Genomic DNA, 18,116 nt, shown 5'->3' with positions numbered 1-18,116 from the left:
TCCACCCTGTGATGGGGCATATCGAGTGAGAACAGTATGCAAGCCCGGTTGCATTAGATAAAGTGAATTCTCTTAATGAATAACCGTCAGGATTCACAAAGGAATAGCGATGCTCGACGTCCGGCGTTTGCGACTGTTGCGCGAACTGAAGATCCGGGGCACTTTGGCCGAAGTGGCCGAAGCGCTTCAGTACAGCCCGTCGTCAGTTTCGCAGCAACTGGCCCTCCTTGAGAAGGAGGCCGGGGTGGAGCTCCTCCGCAAGACCGGGCGCCGGGTGCAGCTGACCCCGCAGGCCGAAGTCCTGGTGGCCCACACCTCCCAGCTACTGGAGACCCTCGAGCAGGCGGAGGCGGACCTGGCCGCGTCGCTGACCACGGTCACCGGCACCGTGCGGATTGCGGTGTTCCAGTCTGCCGCGCTGGCGCTCATGCCGGACACCCTGACCAGAATGACCGCCAGCTACCCGGAAGTCAGGGTCGAAATGACCCAGCGGGAACCGGAGACGGCCCTTCACGAGACGTGGGCACGCGACTTCGACCTCGTGATCGCCGAGCAGTACCCGGGCCACGCCGCCCCGCACTACGCCGAACTGGACCGCGTGGCCCTGACCCGCGACGCCATCCGACTCGCCGTTCCGCCGCCCTCGCCCGACCGCGACCCCATTAGGACGCTGGCCGATACCGCGGGGCTGGCCTGGGTGATGGAACCCCGCGGAGCGGCCTCCCGGCACTGGGCCGAGCAGGCCTGCCGGAGCGCCGGGTTTGAGCCCGACGTCCGCTTTGAGACCGCCGACCTGCAGGCCCAGATCCGGCTGATCGAATCCGGAAATGCAGTGGCCCTGATGCCCGACCTCGTGTGGACCGGCCGCGGCACCAGCGCGCAACTCCTGGACCTGCCCGGGGATCCGCACCGTACGGTGTTCACCTCGGTGCGGCGCTCGAGCGCCAGGCGGCCCGCGCTGCTGGCGGCCCGGGAAATCCTGGCGGTGACGGCGGCATCCATCGTGCCGGCGGCGGCCGCGGGCGTCCTCGGTCCGGCCCCCGTGGACCGGCCCGCGTGACTTCCGGCATGTGTGGTGTGGAACGGCGCGTAACGGCCCCCGGCATGTGCAGTGGGCCACAGCGCGGGCGGTGGCCCCGCGTTAGACTGATGTCGTTATGAATCGCACAATATTCAAATCCAAGATCCACCGCGCGACGGTCACGCACGCGGACCTTCACTATGTCGGATCCGTCACCGTGGACCTGGATCTGCTGGAGGCGGCCGACATCCTGCCCGGGGAGCTCGTGGCGATTGTCGACGTCACGAACGGCGCCCGGCTCGAGACCTACACGATTGCCGGCGAACGCGGTTCCGGCGTGATCGGCATCAACGGCGCCGCCGCCCACCTGATGCACGAGAACGACATCGTCATCCTCATCACCTACGCCCAGATGACCACGGAAGAGGCCAAGGCGTACAACCCCAAGGTGGTCCACGTTGACCAGGACAACAAGATTGTCCAGATCGGCAACGACCCCGCCGAGGGCATGACACCCGGGCTCATGCGTCCGCCGCACTCGCTGAACAACGCCGCGCTCAACTAGCGGCAGCGCGCCGTCGGGCGTAATAGGACGGCGCGTGGAATAAAGCTGATTACTCTGGACGGGTGACTCTTACCCGCCGCCCACCCGCCCCGCTGCGGAGAGCCGCGTGCTAGGGGTACTGGCGGGATTCTTCGTCGTCTGGGCCATCATCCTGGTCGGCATGTTCGTGGGCCGGCGCAATATCCTGGGCGAGAACGCCCGCCCCGTCCTGAGCGCCCTGACGTTTTTTGTGGCCAGCCCCGCCCTGCTGTTCGAGACCCTCAGCAAGGCGAAACTCCACGACGTCTTTGCCGCACCGCTGCTCGTGACGGCAGTCGGGGCGGTGACCACAGCGGTCCTGTTCTTTGGCATCGTGCGCTTCGCGCTCAAGCGGTCCCTGCCGGAAGCCCTCATCTCCTCCATGAGCTCGTCGCTGGCCAACTCGGCCAACCTCGGCATTCCCATCGCCGTCTTCGTGCTCGGCGATGCCAGCTATGTGGCACCTCTGCTCATCTTCCAGCTGGCTTTCTTCACCCCCATGTTCCTCATGGCGTTGGACGCCACCACCAGCTCGCACCGCACCACGCCCTTGAGTTTCGTGCTCATGATCCTGCGCAACCCGATGATCGTGGGCACCGGACTCGGGCTCCTGGTGGCCGCCACCGGCTGGACGGTGCCGCCGCTGATCCTGGAGCCCATCCATTTGATTGGCGGGGCCGCGATCCCGGCCATGCTGATCGCCTTCGGCATGAGCCTGAACGGTTCCAAGCCGCTGCAGGCGGCCGCAGGACGCCGGCTGGACGCCCTGCTGGCGAGCTTCTTCAAGCTCGTTGTCCACCCGCTGGTGGCCTACCTCTTTGCCCATTTTGTCCTCGGCATGCAGGAACAGGCGCTCTTTGCCGCCGTCGTCACGGCCGCCCTGCCCACCGCCCAAAACGTGTTTGTCGCGGCCAGCCGTTACCGCACCGGCGTAACGGTTGCCCGGGACACCGTGCTGATCACTACGGTGGTAGCTGTGCCCGCCATGATCGGCGTGGCCCTGCTGCTGGCCTGACCTCGCCGGGCAGCCGGGGTCGGCTGAACGGGATCGGCGGACCGGCACCAAACCCGGAGGAGGACCCTTGAAAACAACCCTGGACACCGTGGTCATCGGCGGCGGCGCGATGGGCTCGGCCGCCGCGTGGGCGCTGGCCCGGCGCGGCCGGGAGGTGACCCTGCTCGAGCAGTTCGGGCCCGGCCACCGCAACGGCGCCTCCCACGGCACAACCCGGAACTTCAATCCCGGCTACGCGGATCCGGACTACGTCGCCATGCTGGCAGAGGCGGCCAGGCTGTGGCGCGAGCTCGAAACGGACGCCGGCGAGCGCCTGCTGGCGCGCACCGGCGTCGTAAACCACGGCCCCGATCCGCGGTTGCCCGAGGTCCGGAACGCTCTGCTTGCGGCCGGGCTCCGGGCGGAGTTCCTCTCCGCCGGGGAAGCCGCCGAGCGCTGGCGGGGCATCCGTTTCGATACGCGCGTGCTGCACATGGCGGATGGCGGCCAGTTGAACCCCGACGTCGCACTGCCGGCGCTGCAGCGGCTCGCCGCCGGACTCGGCGCCGAGATCCGCCATCATGTGAAGGTCCTCGAGTTGAAAGTCCTCGACGACGGCGTCCGGCTCACACTCGAGGCCGGCGGCCGCACCGAGGTCCTCGACGCCAGGCAGGCAGTGGTCACCGCCGGCGGCTGGACCACTAAACTGCTCGCCGGGGTGGCGCCCCTGCCCCGGCTGACGGTCACCCAGGAACAACCCGCACACTTCGCCATCACCGATGAGGGCGCCCAGTGGCCGGGGTTCAACCACATGCCCGGCCACGGCGACGCGTACGCGTACTGGCGTTCGCCGGTGTACGGCATGCAAACACCGGGCGAGGGGATCAAGGCCGGATGGCACGGGGTGGGCCCGGTGGTGGACCCGGACCGGCGGAGCTTCGCGGCGGAGCCCGAACAGCGGGCGGCCCTGCAGCGCTACGCCCGGGACTGGCTGCCCGGGGTCGACGCCGACTCCCTCACCGACATCAGTTGCACCTACACGACCACCGTGGATGAAAACTTTGTCCTGGACCGGATCGGGCCGGTTGTCATCGGCGCCGGCTTCTCCGGGCACGGCTTCAAGTTCACGCCGGTCGTGGGCAGGATCCTGGCCGACCTCGCGACGGGCGAGCGCCGAGCGCCGGCCATCTTCTCGGCCTCCCGCCCCGGGGTCCGCTGACTCCGTCGGAGCAACGCTGTGTGGGCCGGTAGGCTGGGGCCGGTCTTAAGCGCCCGCGGAACCCGGGGCGCCAGCATGAGGTGGGGGAAAATTGCTCAGCACGCGGTCAGGCAGCATCCAGTCCAGCGACATCCAGTCCAGCAGCGCCCAAGCAATGGGTGCCCGCAGCCCGAGGATCGGTGCGGTCGACTGGATCGTGCGCGGGGTGGCGGGCCTGCTGCTGGTGGCGACGTCAGCGTGCTCCGGCCCGGGTGCTGTTCCCCCGGCCGGCGGACCCGGCGTCCTCCCCGTCGTCACCGCTGCCCCCGCCACTGCGTCAGCCGGCACGGACAGCGCTCCGCTGGATCCGGACGCCACCCGTGGCGTCGAAGTTCCCGGCGTCGAAGTTCCCAGTGTCGAAGTTGCCGGCGCCGATGTTGCGGCCGCCGCGACCCGGCAGCCGGCCTCGGCGGGCAAGGCCCTCGCGGTACTGGCCACGCTGCCCGTCAAGGGCCGCGCCCCCAAGACGGGCTATTCCCGCGACCAGTTCGGCCCGGCCTGGTCCGACGTTGATCACAACGGCTGCGATACCCGCAACGACGTGCTCCGCCGCGACCTCACTTCCGTCGCGTTCCGGCCCGGGACTCGGGACTGCGTGGTGCTCTCCGGCGTCCTGGCCGACCCCTACACGGCCGCCGCCATCCACTTCCTGCGCGGCAATGCCACCAGCACAGCCGTCCAGATCGACCACGTCGTGGCCCTCAGCGACGCCTGGCAGAAGGGCGCGCAACAGCTCAGCCCGGCACGGCGGCTGGCCTTCGCCAACGATCCCCTGAACCTGCTGGCGGTGGACGGCCCGGCCAACCAGAGCAAGAGCGACGGCGACGCCGCCACCTGGCTGCCGCCGAACAAGTCCTACCGCTGCAACTACGTCGCCCGGCAGATTTCGGTGAAATCCAGCTATGGGCTCTGGGTGACCCAAGCCGAGCACGACGCCATGGCCCGGGTCCTGTCGAACTGCCCCGACGCCCTGGCCCCCGCCACCCAGCCGGCCGCCGCTCCAGCCCAAGCCGCGCCGGCACCCGCGCGCGCTCCTGCGCCTGCACCCGCTCCTGCGCCAGCACCGGCCCCCGTGCCAGCACCGGCGGCGGTGGCGTACGCGAACTGCGCCGCGGTCCGTGCGGCCGGCGCGGCGCCCATCCGCGTCGGCCAGCCCGGGTACAGCCGCAGGCTGGACCGGGACGGGGACGGCGTCGGCTGCGAGTAACGGCGGCCGGCCTGTCCGCGGGCCGGGTGGTCAGTTCTTCTGGTGCTCATGCAGGAGCCGGGCGCAGCGGATGAAGCCCAGGTGCGAATACGCCTGGGGATGGTTGCCCAGGTGAGTTTCCGTGCCGGGGTCGTATTCCTCGGGCAGCAGCCCCGTGGGACCGAACAGGTTCACCAGCTGGTCAAAGAGGTCCCAGGCCTCCTCGATCCGGCCGACGGCGATATAGGCCTCGATCAGCCAGGTGGTGCAGATGTGGAACCCGCCCTCCAGGCCCGGCAGGCCGTCGTCGTACCTGTAGCGGAAAACCGTGGGCCCCACCCGCAGTTCCCGCTCCACCGCCGTGACGGTGGCCAGGAACCGGGGGTCGTTGACGTCCAGCAGGCCGGACAGACCGATGTGCAGCACGGCTGCGTCCAGGTCCGGACTGTCGTACGCCACGGCGTAGGAGGACGCCGACTCGTCCCAGCCCTCGCGCAGGACTTCCTCCCGGATCTTCGCCGCCGTGGGCTCCCAGGCCGGCAGCGGTTCCCGGCCATGCCGGACGGCCGTGCGCAGCGCCCGGTCGAGCGCCACCCAGCACATCACCTTCGTGTAGACATGGTGCCGCGGCGCCCGCCTGGCCTCCCAGATTCCATGGTCGGCCTCCTGCCAGCGGGCCAGCACGGCTGCGGCCATCTGGACCAGCAGGTCCCAGTGCCCGTCGGAGAGCATGCCCTGGCGGGCGCTGAGGGCGTGGATCAGCTCGGCGATCGGGCCGAACACGTCCAGTTGCACCTGGTGGTCGGCGGCGTTCCCGATCCGCACCGGGCGGGATCCCGCGTAGCCGGGCAGGCTCTCGATGATGGCCTCGGTGGACAGCGGCGCCCCGGTCACGGAGTAGAGCGGATGGAGCCACTCCGGACCCGGGGCGTGGGTCAGGATCCGGCCCAGCCAGGCCAGGAAGCCCTCAGCCTCGGCCGTGGAGCCCAGGTCCACGAGCGCGTTGACGGTCATGGACCCGTCCCGCAGCCAGCAGTACCGGTAGTCCCAGTTGCGGGTGCCGCCGATTCCCTCCGGCAGTGAGGTGGTGGGTGCGGCCAGCACAGCGCCGGTGGGTTCGTGGACCAGCGCCCGGAGCACCAGCGCGGACCGGCGGACCAGCGACGGCTTCACGCCGGGCAGCTGCAGTTCGTGGACCCAGCGCCGGGAGTGATGGGCGACGGCGGCGCGGCGTCGGGCCTCATCATCAGTCTCGTCCCCGGGCACCGCGGGCTGCGGTTCCGTGTCGCCGCAGCGCAGGTTGAGGACCACCGGCCCGTCCCGCAAGTCGACCTCGCCGGTGGCGGTGCCGTGCCGGCCGTCCGAGGTGATGGAAAAGGCCACTCCGGGCGCCCGAAGTATGATGGGGTCCGCGGTTCCCACGACGTGCAGTTCCGTTCCGCGCGCCTCCATGCTGAACGGCGCATTCGCGTAGTCCGGCCGCGGAGCGAAGACGATTCTCGCCGTGCCGGTGCCGGACAGCACCCGGACCAGGCTGGTGATGCCGTCCGGGGCCGGCTCCAGGTAGTCCGTCACGGTGACGTCGGCCCAGCGGGTTTCAACGATCATGGTGCTGTCCACGTAGCGCTGGCCCAGGACCTGCGAGGACTTCGCCGGTTCCACGGAGAAGTGCCCCGCCGCATCGCCGCCGAGCAGATGGGCAAACAGCGACCCGCTGTCCGGCAGCGGGTGGCTCATCCAACAGATCTTCGCGTCCGGGGTGATCAGGGCGGTGGACGAGCCGTTGCCGATCATGGAGTGCCGCTCAAGCCCCACGGCGTCCTCGCCGAACAGCCACGCCCGCCGCAGTTCGAACAGGATCGCCAGGACGCGGGCGAACGACTCCGGGTCCCGGAGCGTGTGGGCCGCCACGCTGGGCCCCTCCCCCACGCGCAGCGCCATGTCCGGCCCGCGCAGCGTCGCCATGGCCAGCTCATCGCTGAAGGCGTCGCCGGCGTAAAGGGCGGCGCTCACGCCGAGCATGGAGCGCAGGTGCTCCAACGCGGAGGCCTTGGACGGTTCCACCACGGAGAGATCCAGCACCGAGCCGTCCACAATGAAGTGCAACCCGTGCTCCCGGGCGATCTCCTCCGCCTTCGTGGTGGCCAGTGCGACGACGTCGGGGGCGGCCGGGCGGGTGTGCACCGACACTGCGACCGGCTTGCGCTCAATGCTGATGCCCCGGTAGGCGCCCACGGTTTCGGCGAGTGCCTGGCTGGCCTGCTGCAGCACTGATTCGGTGGCGAGGGACAGCCCGTGGGCGTAGCCCATGTCGAACTCCGCGCCGTGCGAGCCGACCAGGTGCACCTCCGCCGGGAGCCGTGAGACGGCGGCCAGATCCCGCAGCGACCGCCCGGAGATGACGGCCGCGTGGGTGTTCGGGAGGGCTGCCAGCGCCCTCAGCGCGATCGCCGCGCTGCCCAGCGGCAGGGTCTCGGTGGAAATGCCTTCTGCCGCGCACAGCGTGCCGCCGTAGTTGCAGGCCACGAGCAGCCCGGGAGTGCGGGCCAGGATCTTGAGCTCAGCCAGCAGTTGCGGCGTGAGCCCGTCGTCGGCCGCGTTGGTCTGCACGAAAGCGCGGAGCAGGCCCAGCGGGAGGGATTTGGTGAGAAGCGCAGAGTCGGCCAGGGCCTGGTTGAGCGGTGTGGGCATCGGCGCGGTCCTTCGAGTAGTCCCCAATGCCTGCATGCGAAGCGTCCCCGGGAGGACGCACTTCAAGTATCGTCCCGGGACGATTTCGCATGGGTGTCCCTGCAGTTGCAACTATGTAACATCCGCCGGGCCGCCCGGACACCTTGGGACCAGCGATGGCACCAGGTGCTGGTTCCTTGCTGCGCCGCCATGCCGTTGCGTTTCAGCAGCCGGCCGGCCTGTATTCGTAGGTCCCGGCATCGGCCGCGCCGCCGCCCTGGCAGTCGCCCTTCTGGTTGGCCGGCCGCCCGTCCAGATCCAAGGGGAAGGGGCTGACCCCGGCCCGGTCAATGGCCGGGCTCGCGCCGGAGAGGTGGAGATCGGCGGGTGCGTTGACAAAGTCGGCCGGTTCAGTAGTGGAGGTGGCATCGGGAATGATGTTCGTGGGGCCGTTGAGGACGTTTTCCCGCTCGGTCCAGCCGGCGCCGTCCATCCACAGCGCATTGCGGGCGGCCACCAGGATGTTTCCCCTGACGACGGTGGAGGCCGGGCACGACGCGTGGCAGACCAGAGCCTGGGAGTCCGCGCCGTCCAGCCACACGGTGTTGTATTCGAACGTGGTGCCGTTGGTTGGGCCGAAGGAGGACGTCCTGCCGCGCGCGATCAGCCCCATGGCCTGGGAGCAGTTGGGGCCGCAGGTGGACCGGACCAGGTTGTAGCTGTACGTGTTGCCGTCGGCAGTTCCGCCCTTCCCGCGCCCCAGTTCGGAGAAGACGTTGTTATCCACGGCCACGTTGTGGTGGATCCTGTTCCGGTTGCCGTTGAAGATTTCGAACGCGCTGCCGTCGTGGCCAAAGTCGTAGGACACCGCGGTGGAGCCGGTGACGGTGTTGCCGGCGAACTCGTTGTCGCTGCCGTTGATCAGGAAGCCAAAGGCGCCCGAGTCGTCATCGCACTTCAGGGACGTGGCGGTGCCGCACAGCTCCCCCGGCGTATTGACGTTCATGATGTTGTTGTCGGCAAGCGTGTTGTTGGTGTAGGTGCCGAAGTCGGAGCCCTCGCTCACTTTGATGCCCGCAGCATTGTTCCTGGCGGCGGAGTTCCGCACGGAGCCGTGGTCGCCGTTGATGCTGAAGCCCGCATAGCCGCACGACTCCGCCCGCAGGCCGTCAACGGCGATGTAGTCGCCGTCGAGCCTGACGCACGTACCTGCCAGTCCGCCCGTAACGGCGGGCGGATCGCCGCTTCCGTAGGCATTCAGCGTGACCTTGAGCCGGCTGGTGCCGCTCTGGCCGACCACGAGGCCGCCGGAGAAGATGTCTCCGCGGCGAAAGCTGACCGAGTCCCCGGGCCGCAGCGCAGTGGCATTGACCTTGTCGAGCGTCGCCCAGGCCGATTGCGGCGACGTCCCGTCGTTGGCGTCACTGCCGTCGGCGCTCACGTAATACGTGGCGCCCTCGGACGACGCCGGCGCGGACGCGGACGGGCCGCCGAGCAATCCTCCCAGGAACAGCAGGACGAGCAGCGTGGCGGCGGCTGTGGACTTGATCTTCATGGGTGCACCTGGGTTTTCGCCATGTATCCGCGGTTCCGGGCGCCACCGCCAGCCGGCGGACCACATCGGCACCCTGAGGGGCTTAACGCTAAGAGCGGCCCCGCCCTAAGTCAACGGACAAGTCCGGCCACACGCATCAAAATGTTCTTTTTTGCTACTTGACGTTCCTTATTGTGCGATTATGATAGCTAATGATGTGAGCTGCTTCACTCCACCCGCGTTATTTCAAAGGAGAAATTATGACCATGCATGAAGACGCACTGCTACGGGCCTCCAGCCGAGGCGGGTGGGACCGGAGGACGCTGCTGAAGACCTTCGGCGCCGGAGCAGTCGCGATGGCCGGCATCCCCCTGCTCTCGGCCTGCACGGGCGGCAGCGCACCTGCCAGCGGCGGCGCCAAGACGGCCACGTTCGGTTCCGGGTCCTCCGACGAGGTCCCCAAGGCTGCCTACAAGGCCGTGACCGACGCTTTCCAGAAGAAGTCCGGCATCGCGGTCACCACCAACGTGGTGGCGCACAACGACTTCCAGAACAAGATCAACACCTACCTCCAGGGCAGCCCCGACGATTCGTTCACCTGGTTCGCCGGGTACCGCATGCAGTACTACGCCGGTAAGGGGCTGCTCGCCCCGATCGATGACGTCTGGGAAAAGGTCGGCGGAAACTACTCCGATGCCCTGAAAAAGGCCTCGACCGGAGCCGACGGCAAGATGTACCTGATCCCGAACTACAACTACCCCTGGGGCTTCTTCTACCGCAAGAGCCTCTGGACGGAAAAGGGGTACACCGTCCCCACGACGTTCGATGAGCTGAAGGCCCTCGCCACCAAGATGAAGGCCGACGGCCTGATCCCGATTGAATTCGCGGACAAGGACGGCTGGCCCGCCATGGGCACATTCGACTACCTGAACATGCGCCTGAACGGCTACCAGTTCCACATGGACCTCACCGCGCACCGGGAAAGCTGGGACCAGAAGAAGGTCAGCGACGTCTTCGACACCTGGAAGGCCCTGCTCCCGTTCCAGAACCCGAACGCCCTGGGCATGACCTGGCAGGACTCGGCGAAGTCCCTCGCGGACAAGAAATCCGGCATGTACCTGCTCGGCTCCTTCCTCACCCAGCAGTACACGGACAAGGCAATCGCCGACGACATCGACTTCTTCCCGTTCCCCGAGATCGCGGTGGAAGGCCAGGACGCCATCGAGGCACCCATCGACGGCCTGCTGCTCTCCAAGAAGGGCGGCCAGAACCAGGCCGCCCGGGACTTCCTGGCCTACGTCGGCACCCCGGAAGGACAGGATGTGTACGCCTCGGTCGACTCGTCCAACATCGCCACCGCCAAGGGCGCCGATACCTCCAAGTTCACTCCGCTGAACAAGAAGCTGGCCGAAGCCATCAGCGGCGCCAAGAACATCAGCCAGTTCTTCGACCGCGATGCCCTGCCCGCCATGGCCAACAACGTGATGATCCCGGCGCTTCAGTCATTCATCAAGGACGGCAACGTCCCGCGCGGGTGACCGCGCGGTCAGCACGGCTCTTTTCCTCTGCATTTCACTCTGCATTTCACAAGGCAAGGAATCTCCATGAGTGTCTCTACCAACCCGTCGGCGCGGGGGCGCAAAGCAGCCGCAGCCCCCGCGCGGCGGGTTCGGCGGCTGTCCGGCCGCGACAAAGTGGTGCTCGGCTTGATGGTGGGCATCCCCACGCTGATCCAGCTCGTACTGGTCTGGATCCCCACCCTCATGTCGGTCGGACTGTCCTTCACCCGCTGGAACGGGCTGGAGCTGACCGACATCAAGCCCGCCGGCGTCGAGAACTACCAGTTCATCGCCCAGGATTACCCGCCGTTTTGGCCGGCCATGCAGCACAACGTGCTGTGGCTGGCGTTCCTGGCACTCGTCGCCACCCCGCTGGGGCTGCTCCTGGCCGTGCTCCTGGACCAGAACATCCGCGGCACGCGGATCTACCAGAGCATCTTCTTCGCCCCGGTAATGCTCTCCCTTGCCCTGATCGGGATCATCTGGCAGCTGTTCTACAACCGGGACAGCGGCCTCCTGAACTTCCTGCTTGGCACCGCCGGCACGCCCCAGGCCGTCGACTGGTTCGGGGATTCCAGCGTCAACATCTGGGCAGCCCTCTTCGCCGCCACCTGGCGGCACGCCGGCTACGTCATGATCCTGTACCTGGCCGGGCTCAAGGGCGTGGATCCGACCCTGCGCGAGGCGGCCCAGATCGACGGCGCCAACGCGGTCCAGACCTTCTTCCAGGTGGTATTCCCGGCCATGCGCCCGGTGAACGTCATCATCATCGTCATCACCGTCATCGAATCCCTCCGGGCGTTCGACATCGTCTACGTGATCAACCGCGGCACCAACGGGCTGGAACTGATCAGCGCCCTGGTCATCCAGAACCTGGTGGGCGAAGGGCAGGTGATCGGCATCGGCTCGGCGCTGGCCGTCATCCTGCTCGTCATCTCGCTGATCCCCATCACGTTTTATCTCTCCCGCGCATTCGGAAAGGACAAAGAGGCATGAGCATCGCCCATCCAACCGATGCCGCCGCGGCCGGCAGCCCGGCAGACGCCCGGCAGCGCAGCTCCGGCCCAGGAAGGACCGGCCCCCGCCCCGGCCGCCCGGCCAACAACAAGCAGGGCAAGAAGCACTACGGCACCCACGTCTTCCTCATCGTCATGGCGGCGATCTGGCTCGTACCCCTGGCCTGGGCCATTTTCACTGCCCTGCGGCCCAAAGCTGACACCGACAAATACGGCTACTTCAGCACCGGCGGCGCCTTCAACTTCGACAACTTCGCCCAGGCCTGGACACAGGGCGGCTTTTCCCAGCTGTTCTGGAACTCCGTGCTCATCACGGTCCCCTCGGTGTTCCTGATCCTCTTCTTCGCCTCCATGATGGCGTTCGCCGTGAGCCGGGTGAGCTGGAAGTTCAACATCACCTTGCTGATCATGTTCACCGCCGGAAACCTGTTGCCGCCGCAGGTGCTCGCGGCGCCGCTCTTTGAAATGTTCAAGCACTTCGAGCTTCCCTACGCCGTCAGCGATTCAGGGAACCTGCTCAACACCTACATCAGCGTGATCGCCGTGGACACCGCCTTCCAGATCGGCTTCGTGACGTTCGTCCTCTCGAACTACATGAAGGCCCTGTCCCCCGAGCTGACCGAGGCGGCCCTGGTTGACGGTGCCGGCGTCTGGCGCCAGTACTGGGACATCATCCTGCCGCTGTGCCGCCCGGCCCTGGCCGCCATGGGCACGCTCGAGGTGATCTTCATTTACAACGACTTCTTCTGGCCCCTGCTCTTCATCCAAAGCGGAGACCGGCTTCCGGTCACCACCGCGATCAACAACCTCCAGGGCCAGTTCCTCTCCAACTACAACCTGATCGCCGCCGGCGCCATGATCACGGCTGTTCCGGCCCTGATCATCTACCTGCTCCTGCAGCGCCACTTCGTGGCGGGCCTGACCCTCGGCTCCAGCAAAGGATAAACGTGGACAACAGCTCCAACCAGAACAACGCCATGGACTACATCACCGCCCGCCTCGGCTCCGAAGGCTCCCCGATGCTGGCATTCGGCGGAGACTACAACCCGGAGCAGTGGCCCGAGGAGACCTGGGACGAGGACGTCCGGCTGATGCGCGAGGCCGGCGTCAACCTGGTCAGCGTGGGCATCTTCAGCTGGGCCCTGCTTGAGCCGTCCGAGGGCGTCTACGAGTTCGGCTGGCTGGACCGGGTCCTGGACCTGCTGCACGCCAACGGCATCCGGGTGGACCTGGCGAACGCCACGGCGTCGCCGCCGCCCTGGTTCAGCCACAAGTACCCCGAGTCCCTGCCCGTGACGGCCGACGGCGTGCGGCACAGCTACGGTTCCCGGCAGGCCTTCGCGGCCTCGAGTGCCGAATACCGCCGGGCCGCCGCGGCCCTGACCGAGCAGATCGCCACCCGGTACAAGGACCACCCCGCCGTCGTGATGTGGCATGTCCACAACGAGTACGGCTGCCACAACCAGCCTGATTTCTCGGACGGTGCCGCCGCAGGTTTCCGGCGCTGGCTCGAACGCCGGTACGGCAGCCTGGAGGCCCTCAATGCCGCGTGGGGCACCGCCTTCTGGTCCCAGCGCTACTCGGCCTGGGAGCAGATCCTGCCGCCGCGCACCTCCGGGACCTGGGTGAACCCGACCCAGCAGCTGGACTTCGCCCGCTACTCCTCCGATGAGCTGCTCGAATGCTACAAGGCCGAGGCCGCGATCATCCGCACGCACTCGGGACATCCCGTGACCACCAACTTCATGGGTTTCAACATGGGCCTGCACCAGCCCGTGGACTACTGGCGCTGGTCCGAAGAGATGGATGTGGTCTCCAACGACCACTACCTGATTGCCGAGGATCCGCGGAACTTCCAGGAACTGGCGGCAACCGCGGACCTCACCCGCGGCTGGGCCAAGGGCAAGCCGTGGCTGCTCATGGAGCATTCGACCTCTGCCGTGAACTGGCAGCCGCGCAACATCGCCAAAGCGCCCGGCGAGATGCTGCGCAATTCCCTGCAGCATGTAGCCCGCGGCGCCGACGGCGCGCTCTTCTTCCAGTGGCGGGCCTCGCGGGCCGGCGCCGAAAAGTTCCATTCCGGGCTGCTGCCGCACGCCGGCACGGACACCAAGGTTTGGCGCGAAGTGGTGCAGCTGGGCCAGGCGCTGCGCAGCCTGGCCGAAGTCAGCGGCTCGGTAGTTACGGGCGCGTCCGGCCGGGTGGACGTCGCGATCCTCCACGACACTGACGCCCGCTGGGCCTCGGAACTGGACTCGCACCCGAGCGTGGACGCCTCCAACATCGCCGAAACCAGGCGCTGGCACGATGCCTTCTACCGCTCCGGCATCCCCACCGACTTCCGCCAAAGTACCGATGACCTGTCCGGCTACCGGCTCGTCGTCGCGCCGATGCAGTACCTCGTGAGCGATGCCGGGGCCACGAAACTTGACGCGTACGTGCGCTCCGGCGGCCACCTCGTGGTGACCTATTTCTCCGGTATCGTGGACGAAAATGACCACATCAGGCTTGGCAGCTATCCCGGCGCGTTCAGCGGACTGCTGGGCGTGAAGATGGAAGAGTTTTTCCCGCTGCGCGGCGGCGAAAGTATCCGGCTCAGCAGCTTCGGGGCGGGTACCTGCTGGAACGAATTGGGTCATGCCACCACCGCCGAGGTCCTCGCGGCCGTGGAAGAGGGACCGGCCGCCGGTTCTCCCGCCGTGACCCGTAACCGTGCCGGAAGCGGCCGCTCCTACTATGTCGCCACGTCACTCGCGCCGGAAGGCTTGGGCGAGCTGCTCGCCGTCGTCTGCGCCGATGCCAGGGTGCAGCCGCTCGTCCCGGACCTGCCGGCCGACGTCGAAGTGGTCCGGCGCAGCAAGGACGGGACGGACTGGACGTTCTGCATCAACCACGGCGCCCACGACGTCCGGCTGCCGCTGGAAGGCGTGGACCTGCTCACCGGCGCCGAACTCGACGGCGGACTCGGCCTCGCGGCCGGCAGTGTCGCCGTCGTCCGTTCGGCTGCCGCCCGATTGGTCGGCACCTCCGCCAGCCACTCAAACCACTCAAACCTGTAAGGACTCCACATGCTAGCCGCAGCCCGCCATTCCGCCATCCTCGCGGAGGTCCAGCGTGAGCGGATCGTCCGTGTCGCGGACCTCGCCAAGATGCTCGGCGTCTCGCTGATGACCGTGCGGCGGGACATCGAGGCCCTCGACGCGGCGGGCGCCGTGGAGAAGATCCACGGCGGGGCCAAGTTGCCCGGCGGCGCCGGCACCCACGAGCCAGGCTTCGAGCTGAAGGTGACCCAGCTCAAGGACGAGAAGATGGCGATTGCGCAGGAGGCGGCCGCACAGGTGCGCGAGGGCATGGCGGTGGGGCTCAGCGCCGGCACCACCACGTGGGCGCTGGCCCAGCTGCTGTCCGCCGGCCCGCGGATCACGGTGGTCACCAACTCCGTGCGGATCGCGGATGTCTTCCACCAGAGCGCCTCCCCGTCCACCGTGATCCTGACCGGCGGCGAGCGCACACCCTCGGACGCCCTCGTCGGGCCTTTGGCCACTTCCTCGCTCAAACAGCTGCATCTGGACGTATTGTTCCTCGGCGTCCACGGTGTCGACGCCGATGCCGGGTTCACCACCCCCAACGTGCTCGAGGCCGAAACCGACAGGGCCTTCGTCACCGCGGCCCGGCGGGTGGTGGTGCTGGCGGACCACACCAAGTGGGGCACCCTCGGCATCAGCACGATTGCCGGCCTGGAGGACGCTGACGAACTCATCAGCGATGACCTTCTGGGCAGCGAGGCCCGGCGCATCCTCGGCGAGCGCGTCGGCCGGCTCCGCCTGGCCCATACCGGCGACGCCCGGAGCATCAGCGCAGCCAGCCCCGCAGCAGCCACAGGCTGACCGCCCGGCCCCCGCCCACCCAAACCACTACGCCTGGAGCTGCCGTGAACAACCCGGACCTCACCCTTGCCGCCGAGACCCGCTCCCCCGTGGGCGTCCCGGACCTGTCGCCGCAGAATCTGGAGCCGTTGTACCTGCGCCGCTCCGGAACGTCCCTGCTGATCGACTTCAGCACGGGCGAGGCCGCCATGCTGCACTTCGGCGCCGACCTCGGCCCGGCCCTGCCGGATCTTTCGCTGCTGGGCCAGGCCGTGCCGCACTCGGCCCTCGACGTCCCGGTGACGCTGGGCGTGATCCCGCAGGCGTCCTCCGGCTGGCGCGGGCGCCCCGGCCTTCGCGGCCACCGGAACGGCCAGGCGTTCTCGGCCCGTCTGCGTGTTGTCAGTGTTGAACGATCCAGTGCTGAGCTGTCCAGCGCCGGGCGGTCCCGCGGGGCGGACTGCTCGGCCGTCATCACCCAGGCCGACCCCGAGGCCGGTGTCAGCGTCCGCACGGAGATCAGGATCAACGACGGCGGCCTGCTCCAGCTCCGGCACCGGCTCGACAACGACGGCGCCGGCCCGTACAGCCTCGACGAACTCGCAGCCGTGCTGCCCGTGGGCCGCGCCGCCACAGAAATCCTGGACCTGACCGGCCGCTGGTGCCGGGAGTCCCACCCCCAGCGCCTGCCGCTGCGCCAAGGCACATGGGTCCGCTCGGGCCGGCACGGCCGGACCGGCCACGACGCCTCGCTCCTGCTGGCGGCCGGCACCCCCGGATTCGGGAACCGCCACGGGCAGGTCTGGGCCGTGCATCTGGGCTGGAGCGGCAACCACGAGAGCTTCGTTGACGCCGCCGCGGACGGCCGGACCGTCCTGGGCGCTTCGGAACTGCTCGGCACCGGCGAGATCAGCGTGGCAGCGAACGCCAGCTACGAGACCCCGTGGCTGTACGCTGCCTACTCCGCCGCGGGCCTGGACGGCATCAGCGATGCCTTCTACAGCTGGTTCCGCGGGCGCCCGCACCATCCCGGCGTGCGGTCCGGCAAGGCCCGTCCCGTGGTGCTCAACGTCTGGGAAGCGGTGTACTTCGACCACCGCCTCGAGCCCCTGCTCGAACTCGCCGAAGCGGCCGCCGGGCTCGGCGTGGAACGGTTCGTCCTCGACGACGGCTGGTTCCGCGGCCGCCGCGACGATCACGCCGGCCTTGGCGACTGGTACGTCGACGAGGACCTGTGGCCCGAGGGCCTCACGCCGCTGATCGACGCGGTCACAGGCCACGGCATGGAATTCGGGCTCTGGGTCGAACCCGAAATGGTCAACCTGGACTCGGACCTGGCCCGCGCCCATCCGGACTGGATCGCCGGCCCCGCACCCCGGAGCCCCGGGGGGAACCAGTCCGCCGGGGGCAACCCGCCCGACGACGGCGGCCCGGCCGGCCGGCTGACTGGCCGGCTGCCCATGCAATGGCGGCACCAGCAGGTCCTTGACCTGGTCAATCCGGCGGCCTGGCAATACATCTTCGACAGGCTCGATGCCCTGTTGAGCGAATACCGGATCAGTTACCTCAAATGGGACCAGAACCGGGACCTGGCCGAGATGGGCCACGCCGGCCGCCCGTCCGTGCACGCCCAGACTCAGGCCGTCTACCGGCTCCTGGACGAGCTCCGCAAGGCCCACCCCGGCGTCGAGATTGAAAGCTGCTCCTCCGGCGGGGCCCGCGTGGATCTCGGCATCCTGGAGCGCACCGACCGGATCTGGGCCTCGGACTGCAACGATGCCCTGGAACGGCAGACCATCCAGCGCTGGACCGGCGTGGTGGTGCCGCCGGAGCTCGTCGGATCGCACATTGGCCCCACCACGAGCCACACCACGGCGCGAACGCACGATCTCTCGTTCCGGGCGATCACCGCGATGTTCGGCCACTTCGGCCTCGAATGGGATGTCCGGCGCCTCGACGATGCCGAACGTACCGAGCTTGCCCGAGCCATCGCGCTGTTCAAGCAGTACCGGCCGCTCCTCCACAGCGGGCGCATGGTGCGGGCCGACGAGCCCGATCCGGCCCTCCGGCTGCACGGCGTCGTGTCCCACGACGGTGGGGAGGCCCTCTACGCCCTGGTCTCGGTGGCGACCTCGTTCGCCGAAGTCCCGGGGAAGGTCTGCCTGCCCGGGCTGCTCCCGGACACCGCGTACCGGGTGGAAGCGGTCTACCCGGCGGCCGAGGACCGGCGGGCGTTCCTGCAGGCGGCGCCACCGGCGTGGCTTGCGGGCGGCGTCGAGGCGTCGGGACGCTTCCTGGCCGAATCCGGGCTCCCAATGCCGGTCCTGAACCCGGAACACGGGCTGCTCCTGGCAGTCCGCCGTACCACCGCCGGCGCTCCGGCCGCCGATCCAGCCGCAAACAGCGCACACCCCGTGAGGAACCCCTAG

The 18,116-nt window shown here is 68.4% G+C and carries 13 protein-coding genes; 11 read left to right on the top strand and 2 right to left on the bottom strand.

Features of this window, described 5'->3' with window-relative positions:
- Positions 1 to 109 precede the first annotated feature (109 nt).
- The 5 genes from AC1D0A_RS12090 (at position 110) to AC1D0A_RS12070 (ending at position 5,063) form a co-directional block, all read left to right on the top strand.
- The gene (locus AC1D0A_RS12090) at positions 110 to 1,060 is read left to right on the top strand and encodes a LysR family transcriptional regulator (protein WP_476873816.1); all 951 of its coding nucleotides are present in this window, start codon (positions 110 to 112) and stop codon (positions 1,058 to 1,060) included.
- Positions 1,061 to 1,157: 97 nt separating this feature from the next.
- Positions 1,158 to 1,586 carry an aspartate 1-decarboxylase gene (gene panD / locus AC1D0A_RS12085; RefSeq protein ID WP_028275366.1) on the top strand — a complete coding sequence of 143 codons (429 nt, stop codon included), beginning with the start codon at positions 1,158 to 1,160 and terminating at the stop codon, positions 1,584 to 1,586.
- 106 nt (positions 1,587 to 1,692) lie between these two features.
- On the top strand, positions 1,693 to 2,619 hold the full coding sequence (locus AC1D0A_RS12080; RefSeq protein WP_476945918.1) for an AEC family transporter: 927 nt from the start codon (positions 1,693 to 1,695) through the stop codon (positions 2,617 to 2,619).
- Between the two features lie 67 nt (positions 2,620 to 2,686).
- Positions 2,687 to 3,817, top strand: coding sequence for an FAD-dependent oxidoreductase (locus AC1D0A_RS12075; protein ID WP_476945917.1), 1,131 nt, complete (start codon positions 2,687 to 2,689; stop codon positions 3,815 to 3,817).
- A 91-nt stretch (positions 3,818 to 3,908) separates the two neighbouring features.
- Positions 3,909 to 5,063 carry a GmrSD restriction endonuclease domain-containing protein gene (locus AC1D0A_RS12070; protein ID WP_476945916.1) on the top strand — a complete coding sequence of 385 codons (1,155 nt, stop codon included), beginning with the start codon at positions 3,909 to 3,911 and terminating at the stop codon, positions 5,061 to 5,063.
- 30 nt (positions 5,064 to 5,093) lie between these two features.
- Here AC1D0A_RS12070 and AC1D0A_RS12065 read toward each other — a convergent pair whose 3' ends face one another.
- Complete coding sequence (locus tag AC1D0A_RS12065; protein WP_476945915.1) at positions 5,094 to 7,733, bottom strand: trehalase-like domain-containing protein; 2,640 nt, start codon at positions 7,731 to 7,733, stop codon at positions 5,094 to 5,096.
- Positions 7,734 to 7,935: 202 nt separating this feature from the next.
- Positions 7,936 to 9,267 (bottom strand): hypothetical protein, encoded by a 1,332-nt coding sequence (locus AC1D0A_RS12060; RefSeq protein WP_243180495.1) that lies wholly within the window; start codon positions 9,265 to 9,267, stop codon positions 7,936 to 7,938.
- Positions 9,268 to 9,506: 239 nt separating this feature from the next.
- On the opposite strand from AC1D0A_RS12060, the gene AC1D0A_RS12055 reads away from it, so the two are divergent.
- The 6 genes from AC1D0A_RS12055 to AC1D0A_RS12030 all read left to right on the top strand — a co-directional run bounded on the left by AC1D0A_RS12055 (position 9,507) and on the right by AC1D0A_RS12030 (position 18,116).
- On the top strand, positions 9,507 to 10,784 hold the full coding sequence (locus AC1D0A_RS12055; protein WP_476945914.1) for an ABC transporter substrate-binding protein: 1,278 nt from the start codon (positions 9,507 to 9,509) through the stop codon (positions 10,782 to 10,784).
- 66 nt (positions 10,785 to 10,850) lie between these two features.
- Positions 10,851 to 11,801, top strand: coding sequence for a carbohydrate ABC transporter permease (locus AC1D0A_RS12050; protein WP_028278192.1), 951 nt, complete (start codon positions 10,851 to 10,853; stop codon positions 11,799 to 11,801).
- Entirely contained in the window at positions 11,798 to 12,766 is a 969-nt protein-coding gene (locus AC1D0A_RS12045; protein WP_243180492.1) for a carbohydrate ABC transporter permease, read from the top strand. The genes AC1D0A_RS12050 and AC1D0A_RS12045 overlap by 4 nt, the downstream gene beginning before the upstream one ends.
- Positions 12,767 to 12,768: 2 nt before the next feature.
- Complete coding sequence (locus AC1D0A_RS12040) at positions 12,769 to 14,880, top strand: beta-galactosidase (RefSeq protein ID WP_476945913.1); 2,112 nt, start codon at positions 12,769 to 12,771, stop codon at positions 14,878 to 14,880.
- A gap of 9 nt (positions 14,881 to 14,889) precedes the next feature.
- Complete coding sequence (locus AC1D0A_RS12035; RefSeq protein ID WP_079550600.1) at positions 14,890 to 15,708, top strand: DeoR/GlpR family DNA-binding transcription regulator; 819 nt, start codon at positions 14,890 to 14,892, stop codon at positions 15,706 to 15,708.
- A 119-nt stretch (positions 15,709 to 15,827) separates the two neighbouring features.
- A complete protein-coding gene (locus AC1D0A_RS12030) occupies positions 15,828 to 18,116 on the top strand; it encodes an alpha-galactosidase (protein WP_476945983.1) in 2,289 nt (762 codons plus the stop codon).

This window comes from Arthrobacter sp. P1_D4, assembly GCF_056406115.1.
Note: the sequence above shows the minus strand (reverse complement) of the source record. Positions and strands in the feature narration are given on the sequence as shown.

What these genes read in the sequence shown, in the direction of transcription:
- AC1D0A_RS12090 (WP_476873816.1), top strand. Translation starts at nt 110, where the DNA reads ATGCTCGACGTCCGGCGTTTGCGACTGTTGCGCGAACTGAAGATCCGG.
- AC1D0A_RS12045 (WP_243180492.1), top strand. Translation starts at nt 11,798, where the DNA reads ATGAGCATCGCCCATCCAACCGATGCCGCCGCGGCCGGCAGCCCGGCA.
- AC1D0A_RS12035 (WP_079550600.1), top strand. Translation starts at nt 14,890, where the DNA reads ATGCTAGCCGCAGCCCGCCATTCCGCCATCCTCGCGGAGGTCCAGCGT.
- AC1D0A_RS12055 (WP_476945914.1), top strand. Translation starts at nt 9,507, where the DNA reads ATGACCATGCATGAAGACGCACTGCTACGGGCCTCCAGCCGAGGCGGG.
- AC1D0A_RS12065 (WP_476945915.1), bottom strand. Translation starts at nt 7,733, where the DNA reads ATGCCCACACCGCTCAACCAGGCCCTGGCCGACTCTGCGCTTCTCACC.
- AC1D0A_RS12060 (WP_243180495.1), bottom strand. Translation starts at nt 9,267, where the DNA reads ATGAAGATCAAGTCCACAGCCGCCGCCACGCTGCTCGTCCTGCTGTTC.
- panD (WP_028275366.1), top strand. Translation starts at nt 1,158, where the DNA reads ATGAATCGCACAATATTCAAATCCAAGATCCACCGCGCGACGGTCACG.
- AC1D0A_RS12050 (WP_028278192.1), top strand. Translation starts at nt 10,851, where the DNA reads ATGAGTGTCTCTACCAACCCGTCGGCGCGGGGGCGCAAAGCAGCCGCA.